This window comes from Nitratireductor sp. StC3, from assembly GCF_003015025.1.
Classification (GTDB): domain Bacteria; phylum Pseudomonadota; class Alphaproteobacteria; order Rhizobiales; family Rhizobiaceae; genus Mangrovimarina; species Mangrovimarina alexandrii.
This window is the reverse complement of the sequence record NZ_PYBP01000002.1, coordinates 219,321-239,466: the sequence shown is the minus strand read 5'-3', so window position 1 is coordinate 239,466 and position 20,146 is coordinate 219,321. Positions and strand designations below refer to the sequence as shown.

General features: G+C 66.9%; 23 protein-coding genes and 1 tRNA gene. 9 read left to right on the top strand and 15 right to left on the bottom strand.

Annotated elements, in window-relative coordinates; translation table 11 throughout:
* Window positions 1-18 precede the first annotated feature (18 nt).
* A complete protein-coding gene (locus C7T96_RS05655; protein ID WP_106570206.1) occupies window positions 19-1,098 on the bottom strand; it encodes a site-2 protease family protein in 1,080 nt (359 codons plus the stop codon).
* 183 nt (window positions 1,099-1,281) lie between these two features.
* Here C7T96_RS05655 and C7T96_RS05650 point away from each other — a divergent pair, with 183 nt between their 5' ends.
* Window positions 1,282-1,866 (top strand): VOC family protein, encoded by a 585-nt coding sequence (locus C7T96_RS05650; RefSeq protein ID WP_106570205.1) that lies wholly within the window; start codon window positions 1,282-1,284, stop codon window positions 1,864-1,866.
* 14 nt (window positions 1,867-1,880) lie between these two features.
* On the opposite strand, the gene C7T96_RS05645 is transcribed toward C7T96_RS05650, so the two are convergent.
* Window positions 1,881-3,938 carry a M3 family metallopeptidase gene (locus C7T96_RS05645; protein WP_106570204.1) on the bottom strand — a complete coding sequence of 686 codons (2,058 nt, stop codon included), beginning with the start codon at window positions 3,936-3,938 and terminating at the stop codon, window positions 1,881-1,883.
* A gap of 116 nt (window positions 3,939-4,054) precedes the next feature.
* On the opposite strand from C7T96_RS05645, the gene C7T96_RS05640 reads away from it, so the two are divergent.
* Both C7T96_RS05640 and C7T96_RS05635 read left to right on the top strand, forming a co-directional pair.
* Window positions 4,055-4,522 carry a MarR family transcriptional regulator gene (locus C7T96_RS05640; protein WP_106570511.1) on the top strand — a complete coding sequence of 156 codons (468 nt, stop codon included), beginning with the start codon at window positions 4,055-4,057 and terminating at the stop codon, window positions 4,520-4,522.
* Window positions 4,519-5,775: a multidrug effflux MFS transporter gene (locus C7T96_RS05635; protein ID WP_106570203.1), complete on the top strand. Its 1,257-nt coding sequence runs from the start codon at window positions 4,519-4,521 to the stop codon at window positions 5,773-5,775. The genes C7T96_RS05640 and C7T96_RS05635 overlap by 4 nt, the downstream gene beginning before the upstream one ends.
* A gap of 28 nt (window positions 5,776-5,803) precedes the next feature.
* Here C7T96_RS05635 and C7T96_RS05630 read toward each other — a convergent pair whose 3' ends face one another.
* The 4 genes from C7T96_RS05630 to C7T96_RS05615 are packed head-to-tail and all read right to left on the bottom strand — an operon-like array spanning window position 5,804 to window position 8,410.
* Window positions 5,804-6,448 (bottom strand): carbonic anhydrase, encoded by a 645-nt coding sequence (locus C7T96_RS05630; RefSeq protein WP_106570202.1) that lies wholly within the window; start codon window positions 6,446-6,448, stop codon window positions 5,804-5,806.
* 50 nt (window positions 6,449-6,498) lie between these two features.
* Window positions 6,499-7,278, bottom strand: coding sequence for a DUF429 domain-containing protein (locus C7T96_RS05625; protein WP_164749799.1), 780 nt, complete (start codon window positions 7,276-7,278; stop codon window positions 6,499-6,501).
* Window positions 7,275-8,165, bottom strand: coding sequence for a pyridoxal kinase PdxY (gene pdxY / locus C7T96_RS05620; protein WP_106570201.1), 891 nt, complete (start codon window positions 8,163-8,165; stop codon window positions 7,275-7,277). The genes C7T96_RS05625 and pdxY overlap by 4 nt, the downstream gene beginning before the upstream one ends.
* Window positions 8,162-8,410, bottom strand: a complete 249-nt coding sequence (locus tag C7T96_RS05615; RefSeq protein ID WP_106570200.1) for a hypothetical protein — start codon at window positions 8,408-8,410, stop codon at window positions 8,162-8,164. Before C7T96_RS05615 ends, pdxY begins: the two co-directional genes overlap by 4 nt.
* A 163-nt stretch (window positions 8,411-8,573) precedes the next feature.
* Between C7T96_RS05615 and C7T96_RS05610 the strand changes: the two genes are divergently transcribed.
* The 5 genes from C7T96_RS05610 (at window position 8,574) to ppa (ending at window position 11,913) form a co-directional block, all read left to right on the top strand.
* On the top strand, window positions 8,574-9,179 hold the full coding sequence (locus C7T96_RS05610; RefSeq protein ID WP_245414088.1) for a LemA family protein: 606 nt from the start codon (window positions 8,574-8,576) through the stop codon (window positions 9,177-9,179).
* A gap of 58 nt (window positions 9,180-9,237) precedes the next feature.
* Window positions 9,238-10,032, top strand: coding sequence for a YgcG family protein (locus tag C7T96_RS05605; RefSeq protein ID WP_106570509.1), 795 nt, complete (start codon window positions 9,238-9,240; stop codon window positions 10,030-10,032).
* 6 nt (window positions 10,033-10,038) lie between these two features.
* Window positions 10,039-10,680, top strand: a complete 642-nt coding sequence (locus C7T96_RS05600; RefSeq protein WP_106570198.1) for a TPM domain-containing protein — start codon at window positions 10,039-10,041, stop codon at window positions 10,678-10,680.
* Between the two features lie 80 nt (window positions 10,681-10,760).
* Complete coding sequence (locus tag C7T96_RS05595) at window positions 10,761-11,270, top strand: GNAT family N-acetyltransferase (protein ID WP_106570197.1); 510 nt, start codon at window positions 10,761-10,763, stop codon at window positions 11,268-11,270.
* Window positions 11,271-11,385: 115 nt separating this feature from the next.
* On the top strand, window positions 11,386-11,913 hold the full coding sequence (gene ppa / locus C7T96_RS05590) for an inorganic diphosphatase (protein ID WP_106570196.1): 528 nt from the start codon (window positions 11,386-11,388) through the stop codon (window positions 11,911-11,913).
* A 140-nt stretch (window positions 11,914-12,053) separates the two neighbouring features.
* Here the strand turns inward: ppa and C7T96_RS05585 are convergent, their stop codons facing one another.
* The 3 genes from C7T96_RS05585 to C7T96_RS05575 all read right to left on the bottom strand — a co-directional run bounded on the left by C7T96_RS05585 (window position 12,054) and on the right by C7T96_RS05575 (window position 13,372).
* On the bottom strand, window positions 12,054-12,680 hold the full coding sequence (locus C7T96_RS05585) for a hypothetical protein (RefSeq protein WP_106570195.1): 627 nt from the start codon (window positions 12,678-12,680) through the stop codon (window positions 12,054-12,056).
* Between the two features lie 85 nt (window positions 12,681-12,765).
* Window positions 12,766-13,077 carry a DUF167 family protein gene (locus C7T96_RS05580; protein ID WP_106570194.1) on the bottom strand — a complete coding sequence of 104 codons (312 nt, stop codon included), beginning with the start codon at window positions 13,075-13,077 and terminating at the stop codon, window positions 12,766-12,768.
* A 4-nt stretch (window positions 13,078-13,081) separates the two neighbouring features.
* The gene (locus C7T96_RS05575; protein WP_106570508.1) at window positions 13,082-13,372 is read right to left on the bottom strand and encodes a YggT family protein; all 291 of its coding nucleotides are present in this window, start codon (window positions 13,370-13,372) and stop codon (window positions 13,082-13,084) included.
* Window positions 13,373-13,549: 177 nt separating this feature from the next.
* On the opposite strand from C7T96_RS05575, the gene C7T96_RS05570 reads away from it, so the two are divergent.
* A tRNA-Ala gene (locus tag C7T96_RS05570) sits at window positions 13,550-13,625 on the top strand.
* 98 nt (window positions 13,626-13,723) lie between these two features.
* Here the strand turns inward: C7T96_RS05570 and C7T96_RS05565 are convergent.
* The 6 genes from C7T96_RS05565 to hemC form a co-directional block, all read right to left on the bottom strand.
* Window positions 13,724-14,479: a glutamine amidotransferase gene (locus C7T96_RS05565; protein ID WP_106570193.1), complete on the bottom strand. Its 756-nt coding sequence runs from the start codon at window positions 14,477-14,479 to the stop codon at window positions 13,724-13,726.
* Window positions 14,472-14,951, bottom strand: a complete 480-nt coding sequence (locus tag C7T96_RS05560; RefSeq protein WP_106570192.1) for a TerB family tellurite resistance protein — start codon at window positions 14,949-14,951, stop codon at window positions 14,472-14,474. Before C7T96_RS05560 ends, C7T96_RS05565 begins: the two co-directional genes overlap by 8 nt.
* A gap of 154 nt (window positions 14,952-15,105) precedes the next feature.
* Window positions 15,106-16,782 (bottom strand): heme biosynthesis protein HemY, encoded by a 1,677-nt coding sequence (locus tag C7T96_RS05555; protein ID WP_106570191.1) that lies wholly within the window; start codon window positions 16,780-16,782, stop codon window positions 15,106-15,108.
* A 15-nt stretch (window positions 16,783-16,797) separates the two neighbouring features.
* Window positions 16,798-18,363: a phage tail protein gene (locus C7T96_RS05550; RefSeq protein WP_146149143.1), complete on the bottom strand. Its 1,566-nt coding sequence runs from the start codon at window positions 18,361-18,363 to the stop codon at window positions 16,798-16,800.
* Window positions 18,364-18,467: 104 nt separating this feature from the next.
* Window positions 18,468-19,184: a uroporphyrinogen-III synthase gene (locus tag C7T96_RS05545; RefSeq protein ID WP_106570189.1), complete on the bottom strand. Its 717-nt coding sequence runs from the start codon at window positions 19,182-19,184 to the stop codon at window positions 18,468-18,470.
* Between the two features lie 4 nt (window positions 19,185-19,188).
* A complete protein-coding gene (hemC, locus tag C7T96_RS05540; RefSeq protein ID WP_106570188.1) occupies window positions 19,189-20,118 on the bottom strand; it encodes a hydroxymethylbilane synthase in 930 nt (309 codons plus the stop codon).
* Window positions 20,119-20,146: the final 28 nt, after the last annotated feature.

Genomic DNA, 20,146 nt, shown 5'->3' with positions numbered 1-20,146 from the left:
GATGTCGTCGACCTCCGTCTACGCCGTCGCGGCGCGCAGCATCATCAGTTCGCCGATATTCTCCATCGTGACATAGCCGAGGAAACGATCGTCGCCGTCGACGATCGCCACAGCCGGCGCCCCGCTTTTCTGCAGGGCCGCGAGGGCATCGTCGAGCCCGTCCTGCTCGCGGACGGAGGGGATGTCGTGCACCATCGCCTCGACCGCCGGGGCGTCGGCGCCGTTTTCGCGCATGCCCTCGACCAGCCCGGCGCGGGTGAGCACGCCGCGCAGCCTGCCGCCGCCGTCCACGACCGGGAATTCGTGCTGGGTGGTGTGCAACAGCAGATCTGCGGCATGCGATAGGGTCGAGGTCGGACCGAGTGCCTCGTATGAGGTGATCATGGCGTCGCGGATCGCGACCGAGCGCGCGGCGTCCTGCAATCCAACGACCTGGGTTTCCGCAGTCGCGGCGAGATAGACGAAGATCGCGACGAAGATCAAAAGCGGATTGCCCCCGACAAGCCCGAGAAAACCGAAGGCGAAGGCCGCGAACTGGCCGACCGTGCCCGCGATCTGGGTGGCGCGCACACGCGGATAGCGCGTGGCCAGCAAGGCCCGCAGCACCCGGCCGCCATCCATCGGGAAGGCGGGAATCAGGTTGAACAGCACAAGCACGACATTGACCGCCGCCAGTCTCGCCACGAAGCCGCCGGCGGGGTCTTCCATCGCCGTCAGCGTGCCGGTATCGACCTGGGCGCCGAGTATGAGGAACAGGACTGCCGCGATCACAACGTTGACCAGCGGTCCGGCGAGCGCCACGACGATCTCTTCAGACGGCTTTTCCGGCATCCGCTCCAGTTCGGCAACGCCGCCGATCGGCAACAGGGTGATGCGCGGCGTCGCGATGCCGTAGCGCCGCGCCGCGACCGCGTGGCCGAGCTCGTGCAGAACCACGCAGGCGAAGATCGCGATCACGAAGGCGATGCCCTCCACGGCGGCGGCCGAGCCTCCGTGCTGGAAATGCGCAATCCCGATCCACAAAAGCAGCAGGAAGAAGGTGAGGTGGATTCGAATCTCGCTGCCGGCCAGCCGGCCGATCGGGAAGGACCATTGCATGGGGTGCTCCTGCGGTGGTTGTGGCCTGACGGGGCGCGTGCTCAATATAGACCGGTTTTTATATCCTGTGCGACAGTCCGGCACGGTTCGCCGGCTGTGTTAGGGACGCGGCGAGAAGCGGCGTGGGGCAGCGTCTGTGCCCGCAAGAACGCCGCAGGGCGATGACCGGAAAGGGAGGCGCGGATGCAGAAACTCCAGTCGCAGGGCGTGCACCACATCACGCTGGTGGGTGCGGACCGGCAAACCTCGATCGACTTTTGGGAGGGCGTGCTCGGCATGCCGTTCGTTTTCGAGCAGCCGAATCTCGACAGGGCGAGCGAGAGCCATCTCTATTTCGATCCGGGCGACGGCCGGCTGATCACCATCTTTACCGACGAGAGCCGCAAACCCGACCCCGCGCGCACGCCGACCGAGCCCGGCTGCGTGCACCACATCGCCTTTTCGGTGTCGCGCGCCACCTTTCTGCAAGCGGTGGATCGGCTCGACGAACGCAAGATCGACCATAGCGGGGTCAAGGATCGCGGCTTCATGGACTCGATCTATTTCAAGGACCCACTCGGCCTGTTGATCGAACTGGCCTGCTATCGCTTCGAGCCGCCGCAGGGTTTCTGCCATGCCGACGTGCTGATGGCCGCGCATGAAATCCGGGTCGCGCGCGGCAACTACAACATCGCCGCCGTGCATCTTGCCGACGCGATCGAGGCGCTGGTAGAGCGCGCCCGGCCCTCGCTGTCGGACGATCGCGCGCCCAAGGATCCCTACGCGTAGCGGGCGGTAGACAATCAGGCGAGGCCGCGCTTTTTCATCATCGCCTCGGGCGAAGGCATCTGGCCGCGGAAGGCTTGATAAAGCGCTTCCGGGTCGGCCGTGCCGCCGGCGGCGTAGATGTGGCGGCGCAGTTTCTCCGCCAGCGCCGGGTCGAACGGGTCGCCGCTCTCCTCGAAGGCGCTGAACGCGTCGGCGTCGAGCACTTCCGACCACATGTAGGAATAATAACCGGCCGAATAGCCGTCCCCGGAAAACACGTGCAGGAAATGCGGTGTGCGGTGGCGCATGGCGATCGCGTCCGGCATGCCGAGGCCAGAAAGCGTTTCGGCTTCGAAACGAAGCGGATCCTCAGGCGCTTCCGAGCGGGCATGAAAGGCCATGTCGACAAGCGCGGAGGCGGCAAACTCGACAGTGGCGAAGCCGGCGTCGAAATTACGCGCCGCCTCCATGCGCGCGGCCAGCTCGGCCGGCATCGGCGCGCCGGTCTCGTAGTGGCGGGCGTGTTTTTCCAGAATTTGCGGCACGGTCAGCCAGTGTTCGTATAGCTGCGAGGGCAGCTCGACGAAATCGCGCGCGACCGAAGTGCCGGAGACGGACGGCCAGGTCACCTCGCTCAGCATGCCATGCAGCGCATGGCCAAATTCATGAAACAGCGTGCGGGCCTCGTCGAGCGACAGCAGCGCCGGTTTCCCGGCCGGCGGCTTGGCGAAATTCATCACGTTGAAGACGATCGGCGTCGCGCCTTCGCCAAGCGACCAGGCCGCCTGCAGCCGGCTCATCCACGCGCCCGACCGCTTCGATGGGCGGTTGAAATAGTCGGCTAAGAACATGGCGCGGTGCGCGCCGTCGGCGTTTTTCACCTCGAACACGCGCACATCCCGATGCCAGGTGGCAAGTTCCTTCTTCTCCTCGAAGATCAGGCCGAACAGGCGCCCGGCGACATCGAAACAGGCGGCGATGACGTTTTCCAGCCGGAAAAAGGGTTTGAGCGCGCCGTCGTCGAAGGCGAACTTCTCCTGGCGCAGCTTTTCCTGAAAGTAGCGCCAGTCCCAGGCGGCGATCGGTGCGTTCAGACCCTCGGCGGCGGCGAGCCGCTGTAGTTCGGCCTGGTCCTCCGCCGCCTTGCGCTTGGCTTCCCGCCAGACCGGATCGAGCAGGCCGAACACCGCTTCGGGCGTTTTCGCCATGGTGTCGTCGAGCTTCAGCGCCGCGTAGGAGGCATAACCGAGAAGCCGGGCCTTTTCGGCGCGCAGGGCGAGCGTGCGCGCCACGATCGGCGCGTTGTCGGTCTTGCCGCGATTGTCGCCACGGCCGACGAAGGCCTTGAACGCCGCTTCGCGCAGGTCGCGACGTTCGGCATGGGCGAGAAACGGTTCGATGATCGACCGCGACAGCGTCACGGCGAAACACCCCTTCCGGCCGCGCCCGTCGGCTGCTTCGGCCATCGCCGCGCGCAGCGGCTCGGGCAGGCCGTCGAGATCGGCCTCGTCGAGAAACAGCGCCCAGTCGCTTTCATCGGCGAGCACGTTCTGGCCGAATTGCGCCCCGAGCCCGGCCAGTTCCTCGTTGATTTCGGCAAGGCGCGCCTTGTCGGCCTCGCCGAGTCGTGCGCCGGAACGAACAAACCCCTTCCAGGTCTTTTCCAGCACGTGGGCCGTTTCGGGATCGAGGCCGAGTGCGTCGCGGCGTCGATACAGATCGTCGATACGGGCAAACAGCGCCGCGTTCATCGCAATGGCCGAGAAATGACGCGCCATGGCGGGCGCGATTTCACGTTCGAGCGCCTGGAGCACGTCGTTGGTATGGGCGCCGGCCTTGCACCAGAAGATGGCGGCGATGCGCGACAAGGGCTGGCCGGCGAGTTCGAGCGCGGCCAGCGTGTTGTCGATCGTCGCGGACTCCGGATTGGCGGCGATCGCGTCGATCTCGCGGCGATGGGCCAGGAGCGCGGCATCGAAGGCCTCGGCGAAGTCCTCGTCGCGGATGCGGGCGAAATCCGGCAGGCCGCACGGTGCGGTCCAATCGACCAACGGATGGGTCTCGAGCGCGAAGGCGGCGTTTGTGTCGGGCATGGTATTTCCGATTGTTGGGCCGTCTGGATTTAGGCCCGCCAAGGCCGGCTTGCAACGGCTTGACTCGCAACAAGCGAAATCATAAGTATACCTTACTATAAGGGATGCTTAGTAAATTGCCACGTCATCTGGACCCCGATACGTTCGGGTTCATCATCGGCGACCTTTCGCGGTTGATGCGCGCGGAAATGGAGCGCCGCATCGCGCAGGCCGGCCTGTCGGTCACGCCGGCCGAAGGGCGCACGCTCGCCAATATCGCGCGCATCGGCTGCGTGCGCCAGAACGTGCTTGCCGAACGGATGGGGCTCGAAGCCATGACCCTGTCGACCTATCTCGACCGGCTGGAGGCGCGTGGGCTCGTCAGCCGAAAACCCGACCCGGCGGATCGTCGCGCCAAGCTGGTGGACCTGACACCGGCCGCCGACGCGGTTCTCGATCATGTCCGGCGCATCAGCGAACAATTGCGCGCCGACTTGTCGCGCGGCATGCCGCAGGCCCGCTGGGGCCAACTCCTCGAGGAATTGAAGCAGATCCGCGCCGATCTGGCCGCCATGCGCAGCCAGGCTGGCGACAGGCCGGCATGAACGTCGTCGCGCCCGGTCCGGCCGCAGCCGCGCGCATGTCGGAACGGCGTGTGGGCGTGATCGGCGCGCTGCTGGCGGCGGTGGGGCCGATCTCGCTGGCATTGTTCACCCCGGCAATGCCAGAATTGGTGCGGGTCTACGACACCACCGAAGCGGCGGTAAAACTCACGCTTTCGCTCTATTTCGCCGGCTTCGCCCTGGCGCAGCTCGTCTGTGGGCCGCTGTCGGACGGGTTTGGCCGCAAGCCTGTGACCATCGGCTTCATGGGCATCTTTTTCGCCGCCAGCGTCCTGGCCATGTTCGCGCCGACGATCGAGGTGCTGATCGTGGCGCGGTTGCTGCAGGGGATCGGGGCCGCCGTCGGGATCGCCATCGCGCGCGCGGTCGTGCGGGACCTGTTCAACGACGAACGCGCGGTGCGGATCACCAATCTGATCGGCATTATCCTCGCGCTCGGACCGGCGATCTCGCCGACGCTCGGCGGAATCGCGATCGAGCTTGCCGGCTGGCATTCGGTCTTCGTGCTGATGGCGTTGATGAGCGTCGTGGTCGTTTTCGTGACGATCCTGTGCCTGCGCGAGACCGTGACGCGGGACCTGTCGCGCATCCGGCCGGCCGCGCTGATCCGCGCCTACGCGACCTTGCTCGGCAACGGATATTTCATGCTGTCGAGCCTGGTGATCGCAGGCACGATGGGCGCCATTTACGCCCAGGCCACCGTGCTTCCCTTCATCCTGATGGACCGCGTCGGGCTGACGCCGGCGCAGTTCGGCGTCGGCATGCTGATGCAGTCGGGCCTGTTCTTTGCGGGATCGCTCGTCGCGCGGTGGACGTTGCGCATATTGGCACCGGCGCGGCTCGTGCCGATCGGTCTGGCCTTCGTCGCCGCCGGAAGCCTGGCGATGGCGGTCTTTCTGCGCGTGTGGGAGCCGACCTTTCTGATCGTGATGGCGCCGGTCAGTCTTTACGCGTTCGGCATCGCCTTCGTCATGCCCGCCATGTCGGTCGCCGCCATGGCGCCCTTTCCGCGCATTGCCGGTTCGGCCTCGTCGATGACCGGTTTCCTGCAGATGGGGACCGGGCTGGTCGGCGGGCTGGTGGCCGCGTTGATCGGCGAACCGGTGACGGCGCTGGCGATCGTGGTGCCGGCGCTCGGCCTGATCGCGATTGCGAGTTGGGCGATCTGGCGCCTGCTGCCGGAGCCGCCGCCGATGACGGCGACGCCGCCGCGCCATGGCGGTCCGGTAAGCTGAGACCGCGGGCGCGGTCCGGCCCGGCAGCTCACTCGCTATCGGGCCTGAAGAAATCGCCGGTTTTGCGGTTCATCACCCACAGTTCCCCCGAGCCGATGTCGAACCAGGCGCCGTGCAGGGAAAGCCGTCCCTTGTCCTCGAGAATCTTGACGCAGGGAAACGAGCGCAGATTGGCGATCGAATAGCGGATCGAGATGCGCTCGAGCGCGGTCTGGCGTTCGCCCGCGGTCATCAAGCTGTTGCCGCTCACGGCTTCGGCTGCCGGCGCGACCAGCCCCATCCAGCGGCCGATGAAATCGCCCGGGGACAAGGGTTCGGCGGACGGGTCGAGGGCGGCGCGGATGCCGCCGCAGCGGCCGTGGCCGAGCACGACGATGTGCTTGACCTTGAGGCTCTGGACCGCGAATTCCAGCGCCGCCGAGGTCGAGTGATGGCGGTCGTCGGGCTCGTAGGGCGGGACCAGATTGGCGACGTTGCGCACGACGAAAAGCTCGCCCGGGCCGGAATCGAAAATGGTCTCGGGCGCGGCGCGCGAATCGCAACACGCGATCACCATCGTCTCCGGCGACTGGCCCTTGGCGGCAAGGTCGCGATAGCGTGCGGTTTCGGCGGCGTAGCGGCCGCCCATGAATTGCCGGTATCCGGCGAGAAGGCGATCGGGCAAATCGTTCATGGATGTTCGATAGCCACAGTCTTTGGTCCGGGTCAATTGTAAAGCGACGTTCAGGTCCAGATGGCGATCGGCAGCCCGTAGCGGTCGCGGGCCGGCGGATCGGGAAACGGCACCGCCTCGCCGCGCGCGAAACGCGCCGCAACGATCAGCACCGCGGCGGCGTCGAGCAGATCGTCCGCGCCCGCTCCCGCCGGCGGCGCGGCCTCCAGGATCGCGACCGGCAGGCCGTGGCGGGCGAGAAGGGCTCGGCGCTCGGCCATGCCTGCCGGGTTCACGCGCCCCTTGATCTTTTTCGGCAAGCGCATCGGCGAGCCTCCGGCGAGCCGCCAGAACGCGGCCTCGGGGTGGGATTCGATCACCCGTTCGGCAAGGCCGGGATCGCTGCGCAGCAGCATGTCCAGCTCGCGGATCTTGGCGAACAGGGCAAAAGCCTGGATGGAGACGGCGCGCGGCGGATCGGAGGTCGCGCGTGCCACCGCGCTGGCGCGGCGATGGGCGGCATACCAGGCCTCAAGCGTGGTGAAGGGCTCGGTTTCGGCATAGACGGCGGCGCGGGCGGGGATCGAAAACACTGCCGATTGCCGCTCGCCGAGCTCGGCACGCACCAGCTTTTCCGGCCCGCGCCCAGCCCGACCAACGCGCTCCGGCAGGCCGATCGGCATGTCCACGGCGATCACCGCGTCGCCGGGCAGGCTCTGGGCCAGCGCCGCGAAACGGGAAAACACGGCGACGGCCGGTCGCTGCCGCCCGGACTGGACGATTGCAATCCAGCCCGCCTTGCAGCCGTCCACGCCGGCGACCGTGCGCCCGGCCGGCAGGACCAGGCTCACCGCGTGCCGCCGCGTTCGTCCGCGCTGACGGCCTGTATGCGCACCGACACTGCCGGATCGACGAGATGGTGGGCGTCGGTTTCGATCTCGAGCTCGTCGCCGCCGCGCGCGGCCGTGCCGGCCAGGATCGCGTAGACCGACGCCGTGGTGCTTTCGAGCGCGTCCGCCGCGCTCGCGCCGGCAAGCACGCGGGCCAGAAACACCGCCGCCGTCAGGTCGCCGAGCCCGTTGGGCGGGTTGTCGATCAGACCGTGTTCGGCAAGCAGGGTTGCGCCCTCGCGCACCAGAAGATTGGCCGTCGCGCCCGCTTCGCGCGCCTGCGCCGAAGTCACGAGCACAGTCGCGGGGCCGAGTGCGCGCGCCGCGTCCACCACCGCTGCGATATCGTTGAAGGGCCTTTGCGCCATCCATTCCAGTTCGTAACGGTTGGGTGTGGCGATGTCGGCAAGCGGGATCAGCCGGTCGCGAATGGCGCCGGCCAGCGCCTCGGCGACATAAAGGCCGCCGAAATCGCCCATCACCGGATCGCAGACATAAAGCAGGCCCGGATTGCGTTGCCTGGCGGTCTCGACCAGGGCGGCCACGGCCCGTGTCTGGGCCGGGCTTGCGAGATAGCCAGACAGCACCGCGTCCACCTCACCGAGCCAGGGCGAGCCGGCAAGGTCGCGCAGCAGCGCCGTAAAGGCCTCGTCGTCCGGTACGATACGGGTGGCCGGCCCGTGGCCCGGATGCCACGGCAAAATCACCGTCGGTACCGCCCAGACCGGGTAACCTAGGCTTTCCAGCGCAAACACGGCGGCGCGATTGCCGACCGAGCCGCGGGCGACATGGCTGGAAATGACGATGACGGCCGGTTTGGCGGACGGATCGGCAGGCGACACGGTCATGCGCCGATAAAAAGCCGCGCCAGCGATACCAGTAAGATGACCAGCAAACCCAGCCCCAGAACGCGGCCGATTCGCGTGCCCCACAGTTCGATCCAGTCGCCCTGGTCGGCGTCCCCGGCGGCGACGTGATCGCGCATTTTCTTGGTCGCGCGCGCGGCAAGCGAGCCGGACGGGTCCGATTCTTGCTGGACGCGATTCAGGATCCGCTGCGCTTCGCGATCGCCGTGATTGTTGGGCTCGGCCATGATGTTCGTCTCCGGACCGGAATGCTAGCGGATTTGGCTGGCGCATCACAGGGGGGACGTGCGGTATCGTCCCGCTTGCAAGTCGGCGGCGGGTGGCTAGTTTAGGCGCGATCGGCAGTGGAGAGGGTTCATGGCGGCTTTTGATCTCGAACCGGCCAGCGGAATGCGCCGCGCGCGCGTTCTCGCGGTCATTTTCTTGTTGGCGCCGTTGCTGTCGGCTTGCGGCTTCAACACCATACCGACGGCCGAGGAGCGGGCCAAGGCGGCTTGGAGCGAGGTTTTGAACCAGTATCAGCGCCGCGCCGACCTGATCCCCAATCTGGTCGAGACGGTGAAGGCCTATGCCGCGCACGAGCGCGAGGTGCTGGAAGCGGTGGTGGAGGCGCGTGCCAAGGCGACCCAGGTCAGCGTGTCGGCGGACGCGCTCACCGACCCCGAGGCATTCAAGGCCTTCCAGGAAGGCCAGTCCGCCCTGACCGGCGCGCTGTCGCGGCTGCTGGCCGTGGTGGAAAACTATCCCGACCTGAAAGCCAGCCAGAATTTCCTCGCCCTCCAGGCGCAGCTCGAGGGCACGGAAAACCGGATCGCGGTGGCGCGGCGCGACTATATCGAGGCCGTACGCGTCTACAACACCGCGCTGAAGACCCTGCCCTCGATGATCTGGGCCTGGCTGTGGTTCACCGGCAACGAACCCTACGAGAATTTCTCAGTGGCCGAAGACAAGATCGACGTGCCGAAGGTCGATTTCGGAGCCGGGCAAGCCGACTGACCGTGCCGGGGAGGAGGCTGTGAACGTCCTGCGGCATGTATCCGGTCCAGTCGCGCCGATGGTGCGCCTTGCAGTCGCCCTGGCTTTCTGGAACCTGGCCGCGCTTTGCCTGTCGCCGGCGGCCGGGGCGGCCGAACTGCCGGCGCTTACCGGCCGCGTCGTCGACAATGCCGGCCTGCTCGATGCCGAAACCGAAGCCGCGCTCGTGGTCCGGCTTGCCGATTTCGAGCAAAAATCGTCGGACCAGATCGTGGTCGCGACCATCGACAGTCTCGATGGCGAGGCGATCGAACCGTTCGCCAACCGACTGTTCCGCGCCTGGGGACTGGGGCAGGCGGGCGAGGACAACGGCATCCTGTTGCTGGTCGCCAAGGCCGACCGGCGCATGCGCATCGAGGTCGGCTACGGGCTGGAAGGCACGCTGACCGACCTGCACGCCAAGCTGATCATCGAAAACACCATGGTACCGGCGTTCCGGGCCGGCGATTTTTCCGGCGGCATCAGCCGGGCCGTCGACGACATCATCCTGGTACTGGAGGGCAATGGGGCGGAGTTGGAGGCGCGGGCGGAGCGCAACCAGCCTTCGGGCTCGGGGCTGGGTTTCGAGCATCTTTTCGTCCTGGTGTGGTTCGTTCTGTTCTTCGGCGCCTTCGGATTCGCGCTGTTTGCACGGCTGTTCGGCAAGAAAATCGGCCCGGGGCGCTATCGCTGGCTGGGCATGGACATCACCTACGGTTCCTCCGGACGCTCCGGCAGCGGCTCGTCCGGTTCGGGCTGGTCGTCGGGAAGCAGCGGCGGATTTTCCGGCGGTGGCGGCTCGTCCGGCGGCGGCGGCGCCTCGGGGAGCTGGTAGGAGACGATGATGGAAAAGCCGGTTCTCTCGCCAATCGAACGCCAGCGCGTCCACCAGGCGATCGCCGCGGCGGAGGCGCGCACCTCGGGCGAAATCTTCTGCGTGCTCGCGCGCCGCAGCGACGACTATTTCTTCCCCGCGGCCTTCATGTTGGCGACCGGTATCCTGATCACCGGCGTGCTCGCCGCCGTGGCGCTGGAACGGCTTTGGATCGATATCGGCCTGGCGGCCTTGGCGTTGTCGCAGGCGACGGCGTTTGCGGCCGCGCTGGCGGTGATCTGGCTGTTCCCGGCACTGCGCCTGCACCTGGTGCCGCGCGGGCTGCGCTACCGGCGCGCGCACGACAATGCCGTCAAGCAGTTCCTGGCCCACAACGTCCATCGCACGGAAGGACGCACGGGCGTGCTGGTGTTTCTGTCGCTCGCCGAACGTTATGGCGAGATCGTCGCCGATGCCGGCATCGCCAACAAGGTCGCGCAGAAAAACTGGGACGACGCCGTCGCGCAGCTGACCGCATGCGCGGCCGAGGCGCGCATCGCAGACGGGTTCGTGGACGCCGTCGAGCAGGCCGCCGATCTCCTGGCGCACCATTTCCCGAAGGGTGCCGACAACCCCAACGAGCTCGACGACCATCTGGTCGAACTCTGATCGTCCAGCCCAATCGTGCTGCGGACAAGTTCAGCGACACCTTGCCGGAGACCCGGCGGTGGCGTTAAGGTTAACAAATCATGAAGACCGCGCTTACCATCGACATCCGCCGTGCCCAGGAAAACGATGCCCTGGCGATTGCCGCCGTGCATATGGACGCCTGGCAGGGCGCCTATGCGGGCATCATTCCCCATCGCGCCCTGGCCAAGATGATCAATCGGCGCGATTGCCGCTGGTGGCAAAGCGCGATTCGCCGCTCGGCCTGCGTGCTGGTGGTGGAATGCGGCGGCGCGATCGCCGGTTATGCGACGATGGGGCGCAACCGGGCGCAGGAACTGCCGCAGCAGGGTGAAATCTACGAACTTTATTTGAGGCCTGAATATCAGGGCATCGGCCTCGGTTCGCGGTTGTTTGTGGCGGCGCGTGAAAAACTGGCCGATCACGGTCTGGACGGGCTGGTGGTTTGGGCGCTCGAAGAAAATCACAACGCCATGTCCTTTTATCGTGGGGCCGGCGGTCGCGACGTTGCCGAAGGCGTCGAGGTGTTCGACCAGAAGGCAATTCGCAAGATCGCTTTCGTGTGGGAGTAGGCGACGGCGCTGCGTTTCGTCGCGGACGCCGGTCGATGGCCGTTTCGTCGACCGGGCGGCTTGTGTTGCAGTGCACAAGTGTTTATGCGCATCGGCGACTTGAAGGAGCCGCCTTATGCGTATCGATGCCATCTCGATTGGAAACAACCCACCCGACGACGTGAATGTCGTGATCGAGGTCCCCGTCGGCGGCCAGCCGATCAAATACGAGCTCGACAAGGAGGCCGGCACGCTCGTCGTCGACCGATTCCTCTACACGCCAATGACCTATCCGGGCAATTACGGCTTCGTGCCGCATACGCTGTCGGGCGACGGCGACCCGATCGACGTCTTGGTTTGCAACACGCGCCAGCTCATCCCCGGCTGCCTGATCAATGTGCGCCCGATCGGCGTCCTGATCATGGAAGACAATGCCGGCCTCGACGAAAAGGTGATCGCGGTGCCTTCGCCGCACCTGACGCGCCGTTACGAAGACGTGACCGACTATACCGACCTGCCGGACATCACGCTGAAGCAGGTCGAGCATTTCTTCGAGCACTACAAGGATCTGGAACCCGGCAAATGGGTCAAGATCGGCGGCTGGCACGATGCGGCATTCGCCAAGAAGATGATCATGGAAGCGATCGAGCGGGCGCGCGGTTGACCGTTCGCAAAAAGTCTAGAGCCGTTCTGCTTTTCACGGATTCGCAGACCGGCTCTAACTTATTGTTTTAACGCGTTTTTGAGCGGCGAACCGGCTTCCACTCCGCCTGGAAACGCTATAAACTCGTCTCCTGCGACCGCTCAGTTCTCCGCCCGGCGGAAGGGCGGTACCGGGACGCTGCCCTGGTCGATAACCGGCTGGTCGGCGCCGCAGGCGAACTCCCGCGCCTGCATGTCGGCGATGGTGCGCGCCTTTTCGTTGGCATTTGGATTGCCGCTCGCCACGACGTAACCCACGGCGCAGCCGTCGCGCTCATGCGGCTGGCCGACCTTCTCGACCACCAGCACCTCGATGTTCTGGGTCTCGTCATAGGGATCGCTGACAAACCAGCGATGAATGGTGGCGAACGGCACGGTGCGTTCGCCCTTGCGCTCCAGCCGCCATTCGATCTTCGGCCCGGTGGAATTGAAGGGGCCAAAACTTTCCCAGACCGGCGCCAGGTCGCCGGCCGGCGGAAAACCGTAAAACAGCGATTCGCGCGCGTCGCCGTAAAACAGGAAAACCGGGTAGCCGCGATAACCGTCGCAGACCAGATTGGCCCAGTCGCCGCCTTCGTTCGGATCGGCGGCGGCGTAGGTCGTGCAGGTCTTGTCGGCGGCAAGGTCGGTATAGGCGCTGGTTATGTCCTGCGCGCCGGCCTGCGAGGCGATCGCCAAGGCCGCGCTGGCGACCGCCGGCAATAATAGGGGGCTTGCGGGTAGGCGCATTCTTGGTTCCTCCGCCTGTGGTGAAGCAATCTAAACATATTGCCGCGGAAGCAAAACCGGCTTTCGCCAAGCCGTGCCCCGACGCTCAGCCGAGGGCGCGCAGCGCGTCAAGCAGGTCGGCGCCAGCTCCGGCGATACGCACGGTCTTCAGCCGCGCGGTCGCGCCTGCGACGATGTCGATGCGGCTGGGCGCGACACCGAGCCGTTTGGCGAGCAGTCTTTCCAGCGCCGCGTTGGCGGCACCCTTTTCCGGCACGGCACGGACGCGCGCCTTCAGGAAAGCGCGGCCGGCGTCGTCGCGGCCGATACCGTCGAGCGCATCCATGCCGCCGCGCGGCGTCAGCCGGACAACAAGCTCGATCGTTTCGCCGCTCGCGCGGAAAAAGTCCGGGGCCACCGGGTTAGATCAGCGCCGGTGCTATGGTGGTGAGGATGAACTGGCGCAGGAAAAACAGCGCCAGAAGCAGGATGATCGGCGAAATGTCGATGCCGCCGAGATCGGGCATGACGCGTCGGATCGGTCGCAGCGCGGGTTCGGTGACCCGGTAGAGGAAATCGCCGATGGTCGCGACGAACTGGTTGCGCCCGTTGATCACGTTGAAGGCGAACAGCCAGGAAAAGATCGCCGACGCGATGATCAGCCACCAGTAGATGTCGATGGCGAGCACGATGGTCTGGATAAGCGCGAGCATGCCGGTCTCCAATCGGTTTCGCGAGATGTAGCCATTGACCGGCCCGGCGGCAAGTCCGCCGATGGTGTGGCGCGGGGCAAGGCCTTTTCCGCGATGCCGGCGCGATCGGGCAAGCCCGCCCCTCGTGCTGCTTGACAGCGCCGGTCCATGGCCAGTAAATGCCGCCATCCGCTGGACGGGGCTGTAGCTCAGATGGGAGAGCGCGTCGTTCGCAATGACGAGGTCAGGGGTTCGATTCCCCTCAGCTCCACCAGCGGCGAATTTTTCCCGAATCCGCAATGATCGATCAGGTTTCCGCCGGCGCGCGGGGTGCCGTGGTGGGCATCAGGTCCATCGGGACGGTGCCGCGCTTCAGTCGAGCCGATCGTTGGGATGGAGTCGTGGACTGTGGAAGATCAGATCAAGGAACTCGATCAGCCAACGCTTGAGATGCATGTCCCAGATCAGCCGGCCGCCGAGATGGTCGCGGCCCTGCTGGGCACCGGGCAGGGAAAACCGATGCGCGCCGCGCACCACCCAGCGCTGCATCATGATGCGGGTCAGTTCGGCGTGGAACTGGACGCCCCAGGCGTTTTCGCCATAGCGAAAGGCCTGGTTGGGGTAGGTTTCGGCCGTCGCCAGCAGGGTCGCGTCGCGCGGCAGCGAAAACCCCTCGCGGTGAAACTGATAGACCATCTCCGGCCACGCCATCAGTTCGCGGCCGGCCTCGGTGGGCTGCAGCGGATACCAGCCGATCTCGACCAGTCCCGCCTGGTGGCCCTCGACCCGACCGCCGAGATGGTTGACCAGCATCTGCGCCCCGAGACAGATGCCGAGAAACGGCTTGTTCTCCTTCAGCGGCACTTTCAGCCACTCGGTCTCGCGGCGCACGAACTCGTCGGTATCGTTGGCGCTCATCGGTCCGCCGAATATCACCGCGCCGGCATGATCGGCGAGCGTTTCGGGCAGCGGATCGCCAAGCGGAGGACGGCGCTCGTCGAGCTCGAAACCGGCTTCCAGAAGCAGGTGGCCGACACGGCCCGGGCTCGACATTTCCTGATGCATCACGATCAGGATTCTTGGCCTGTCCGCGTCCGTGCGCCGGTGTCGCGCCGTGCCGTCAGTCATTGTCGGCCTGATCCACGGATTTTTGCGGATCGGCGCGCTGGCGCATCGCGATCCGGTCACGGCGCTCGACGCCGATCAGCTCGGCGACGCGCCAGACGATATTGTCCTCCAGTTCGCTGAGTTCGCCGTCGGCGAACACCATCTCCCACATGATGCCGATGAATTCGATGCGGGCCTGTTCGTCCAGATTGCGTTTCAAGACGCTGGTGAAGGCGTAGAGGTCGACCGATTCGCGCTCGACCTTTTCCGCACGGGCGATGAAGGCGTCGCGGTCGCGACCGGTGAGGCCGTAGGCCCGGTTCAGCGCCTCGGAGAGCTTGGCGCGTTCGGCATCGAGACGCACCCCGTCGGCATCCATCAGGTGAATGAGGAGCGCGGTCGCGGCCATACGCGGATCGTCGCGATCCGCATCGGTCTCGTCCGCGGTCGCACCGGGCAATTGCTGCAGAAATGAAATCAGCCGGTCGAACATATAAATCTCCGGTTCGCGAACAGGGTGGGTGCGGCACAAGCCGCGCCGGCCCGGCCGACCGCAGCTCCCGCTTGGCGCAGGCGTCCGCGATGCGGGGCCAAAAGACGTGGCGGCCTTGCCGCGACGGCGGTCGAGACGTTTCGATCGGGCACGGTCAAAACAGCTTGAACCGCTTCGAGCGCGCATCCTCGTCGGCGTCCTCGGGATCGACGCCGGGGTCGTCGGGCTGCGGCCTGCCGTCGCCGTCGGGTTCCTGCGACCAGGCGTCGTCATTGGCGGCGGCGTGCGGCGGGGGCGGCGCGGGTGCTACTTCGGACGGGTCGGCTTTCGCGGTTTCGTCGGCCTCGTTGTCGGTCTTGTCGGCCCGTGGCGGCGCTTCGCTTGCCGGTGTCGCGGCCACCAGCTCAGCCTCCTCGATCGCCTCGCCATTCCCGGCGGCGGCGTTTTCTGGTTCCGCGACCGGCGCCGGCGCGACCGGGGCGGTCAACAAAGGCTTGCGTAGCTCGTCTTCGGCCTGTCTTTCCTGTTCCAGCAGGTCGGAGGTCTTTTCCACCGGCGGCCGCCATTCGAACATGTCGAGCTTTCCGGTGACCGGCGAAACCGGCGCCCAGCGTTCCGAGACCACCCCGTCGGCCACCCAGGCGGGATCGCGCGGCGCACGCACCGCGCGCGCCAGCCATTGGCGAATACGGCCCTCGTCGCCGGTCTGGGCTTCCTCGATATCGGCGAGCAGCAGGAACACGGCCTCGCGCGGTTCGATGCGCATGGCTTCCTCGGCCGTCTCTCGGGCGAGGTCGAGTTCGCCCGCCTCCAGGGCGGCGCGGGCGACGGTCAGAGAGGATTCGGCATTGTTCTGGCGCTGTGAACGCAGTTTCTTGGCCCGCACGAGCCGGTCCATGACCGAATCGCCGTGTCGGGCGTAGACATAGGTCGCGGCGATGTCGGGATGGGCGGTTTTGCGCCAAGCGGTTTCCAGCACCTTGGAGCCCTTGCGCAGATCGTCCTGGCGAAACAGCGCCTTGGCGGCGATGACGGCCGCCGGCACCAGGTCGGGCGCGAGCCGGTTGGCCTCGAGGGCGGCGTTCTTGGCCGCGAGCGGGTCGCGGTCGAGCACGTCCATTGCCTTGGCGGTCAAAAGCACGGCGCGTTTACGCTTGGCCTCGTCGGCCTCGATCTGCTTCGTCGACCGGCGCGCTTCCAGGATCCCCAGCGCGCCGTCCCAGTCGCCGGCCGCCGTGCGCGCCTCGAGCGCGGCATTGGAAGCCCAGCCGAGCTGCGGAGCGATCTCGGCCGCGCGGCCGGCATAATGCTTCGCGGCCTCCCGGTCGCCGAGCCGCTGCGCCTCCAGATAAAGCCCGCGCAAACCGAGTATGCGCATCTCGGGATCGTCCAGCATGGCCTCGAACTTGCGGCGCGCATCCTCGTGATTGCCTTCCAGCAGCGAGGCCTGGGCGTCGAGCAGGTGTATCAGCGGCTCCTGGTCGGCGCTGATCAGTTTCATCGCCTCGCGCTTCTTCGTGCGCGCCAGCCCGGCATCGCCCGCGCCGGCGGCGATCATGCCGGTCGACAGGGCCTGATAGCCGCGGTCGCGGCGCCGGACGCGAAAATAGCGCGCCACCGTCTGCGGGCTGGTCCAGATTGCCTTCAGGAGCCACCACAGGATCATCACCGCGGCCACCAGCGCGGTGACGATGATCGCGGCGACCATCAGCGAGACTTCATATTGATAACCGGCGAATGTCACCACAAGCTCGCCGGGACGCTCGGCCAGCCACGAGAAGCCGAGGCCGAGCGCGAAGACGACGAGCAGGAAGAGGAGAATACGGATCATCGACTATGCCTCCGCTCAGGCCCTGAGCGCGCCCGACAGCGCCTTTTCGACCAAGGTGTCGGCGGTCTGCCGCGCTTCGACCTTGGCGATGAAGTCCGCGCCCGCGGCCTTGACCGGATCGGGCAGGGTGGCGAATTCGGCGAGCGCCTTTTCATAGTCGCCGGCACGGATCGCGCTTTCCAGGCGCGCGACCGTCGGGCCGGCGCCCTCGCCTTCAACCTCGCCGATCGGCCGTACCTTGACCAGCGATTGCAGGCTCGCCAGAAGCCGCTCGAAAAACCCCGCATCGGCATCGGCCGGCGCGGCGGCCGCGACCATGCGATTGGCGGCGTCGCCCAGTTCCCGCTCGATCTGGGCGCGCGTCGGCACGCCGGTGGCGGCCAGCGCGCGCAGCGCGGCGATTTCGGGTGTGTCGGGGGCGATGGCGGCGTAGGTTTCCAATTCGGTCATGAACGGCACGCCGCGGTCGATGGCCGATTTGAGCCCGGCAGCGGCGATCGCCAGCGCGATCTTCGGGTTGGCCGCCTGCGCGTCGACCTGTTCCGCTAGCGCCGCGATCTCGGTTTCGATGGCGGCGAGCTTTTCGGCGTTCGCGACTCCGCCCGCCGCCGCGCTGGCCACGGCCTCGTTCGCTTTCGCCAATGCGGCATCGAGGGCCGCGATCCGATCGTTCAGCGCATCGAGTTGCGGCGGTTGGTCCGTGCCGGCCCCTTGCGCCAAGCCGGCCACGGTTTCCTCCAGCGCCTTCAGCCGCGTGTCGAGCGTCTGCAGGGCGGCCTCCTCGCCGGCGCCGCCTGCGGCGATCGAGGACTGGATGGTGGCGACCTGTTCGCCAAGTGTCTGCAACCGTCCGGAAAGCTCATCGATCCGCGCTTCGGCCGCTGCGACCGCTTCGGCGGACGCGCCCTGATCTTGCCCGGTGCCGGCTTCGACCTTTTCCCGCAAGGCTGCGAGCTCGGCGCGGATCGTGTCGAGGCCGCCATCTTCGGGCTGGGCCGCGCCCGGTGCCGGCAGCAAGCCGGCATATTGCAGGCCGCCGGCGCCGGCGAGGACGACCACACCGCCGATCAGCCCGGCGGCGATCAGGGACAGGCTGCCGCGCCCTTTCGATTTCTCGCCGGATTTCGATGGCGGGGGCTTCGCATCGCCGTTCGATGCCGGTTTCGCCGTGGCGGTGCCGTCGCGGCCGAACGCGCGTGCCTCGTCGGTCTTGCCGGCGGACGTGGCACCGGCTGCGCCCTTGTCGGGCGTGATGGATTTAGAGTCGCGCGTTACGCCCTCGCCGCTTTTGGCGGCCGTCTTTTCCTGTGCGGCGCTCTTGCTGGCGTCGTCGGGCTTGAGAGGGGCGGTCTTGTCATCGGCGGTTTTGGCGCTTTCGCTCCCCACGGGCGTCGCGGCGCCCTTCGACGCGGCGTCGTTGCCGGTTTTGTCGGCGGCGGTTTTTCCGGCTGACGCCGTCGCACCGGCCTTGGTGTCCTTGGCCGCGCCCTGGCCGTCGCGCTTCACGTCGTCCGGCTCCAGGTCGATTGTCACGGGATCGCGACGCCCCTTCGAATGCCGGATTTTGGGCGGTTTCACCATTCCTTGCTCCGCAAGCTTTGCGTTTCCGGTCGGGTTGACCGTGATCATCCGCTACATTCGCACGTGCAGCATGACCTTGTGTAGTCCTTTTGCGTCGATCGGACCTAGGGCAGGCTGTCCAGCAGGTCCAGCAGGCTCGCTTCCTCGGGCGTGGGGCTGACGAGGATCGGCCAGGCGCCTTTGCCGGCCAGCCGCTCGGCTACCGCCGGCGACAGGCACGCCACCCGCATGGCGCTCAACAAAGGCGCTATCCCGGGCCGTTCCGCCAGGGCGGCGAGCGTATCGGCGCCGCGCGCGGAATAGGCGAGCGCGACGTCGGGTGGGCCGTCGGCGCAGACTCTTTGCACAGCGGCCGTGTCGGGTGCCGGAAAAACCGTCTCATAGGTCTCCACGGGCGTGCATTCCAGGCCGGCGGCGGCGAGCCCCTGTTCGAAGGCGCCATGGCGGACCCGGCCGCACAGATAAAGCACCCGCGTGCCGGATACGTATCGCGCGGCCATGCGCCGGGCCATGTTTTGCCCGTAGCCGTTGGCGGTGTCGACATGCGAAAACCCGGCCCGGCGCGCGGCCGCGGCCGTGCGTTCGCCGACGCAATGGCACGGCAGGTCGAGCAGCGCTTCGAGCCGGGCCGGGGATGCGTGGCGCAACGCGTTGGCGCTGGTCACGGCGACCACGTCGACAGTGTCGGCCTGGGGCCAGTCGGCCTCGATCCCGCCAACCGCGCTCAGCGGCAGGACGAGCGGCACATGGCCGCGCCGACGAAGGGTGGCGGCAGTCGTGCTTGCGTCCGGCTCGGGCCGCGTCACCAGCACGCGGGCCATTGGGTCAGCTCCAGCTTTCGAAAAAGCGCGTGCCGGCGCGGGCGCGCACCCGTTCGCCGGCGTCGCGACCGATATCGGCAGCCCGCGCGAGCGGACCGGCGCCGGAAACCTCGTGGGCTTCGGTGCCGTCCGGCGTCAGAATGAGCCCGTGAAACCGCACCGCGCCGGCTTCGATCACGGCGTGACCGGCGATCGGTGTGCGGCAGGAACCGTCGAGCGCGGCCAGGAAAGCGCGTTCGCAGGTGAGCGCCTGGCCGGTTTCCTGATGATGGATCGGCTGCAGCAGGGCCTCGATGCGCCGGTCGTCCTGACGGTGTTCTATGCAGATTGCGCCCTGACCCGGTGCGGGCGGAAACCTGTCGACCGGCAACAGCTCGGTGACGATATCGGCCATGCCGAGCCGGCGCAGGCCGGCATAGGCGAGCAGGGTGGCGTCGACCTGGCCGTCGGCGAGTTTCTTCAGCCGGGTCTGGACGTTGCCGCGAAACATCACGACGGAAATGTCGGGCCGCAACCTGCGGATCAGCGCCTGGCGCCGCAGCGAGGACGAGCCGACCGTCGCGCCGTCGCTCAACGCTTCGAGGGTCGGCGCGGTGCCGCCGATCAGGGCATCGCGCACATCCTCGCGTTCCAGGAACGCGCCGAGAATCAGGCCATCGGGCAGCAGGGTGGGCATGTCCTTGGACGAATGCACGGCCAGATCGATGGCGCCGTTCAGCAGCGCTTGCTCGATTTCCTTGGTGAACAGCCCCTTGCCGCCGGCTTCCGACAACGGCCGATCCTGGATGCGGTCGCCGCTGGTGGTGATCACCTCGATGGCGAAGGCGTCCTCGGGAAGGCCGTGCGCGGCCATCAGCCGGGCGCGTGTCTCGCGCGCCTGCGCCAAGGCGAGCGCGCTTCCCCGAGTTCCGATCCTGATCTGGCCAGTTTGCATGTCTCAAAGTCCGTGCTAACCCCCGCCC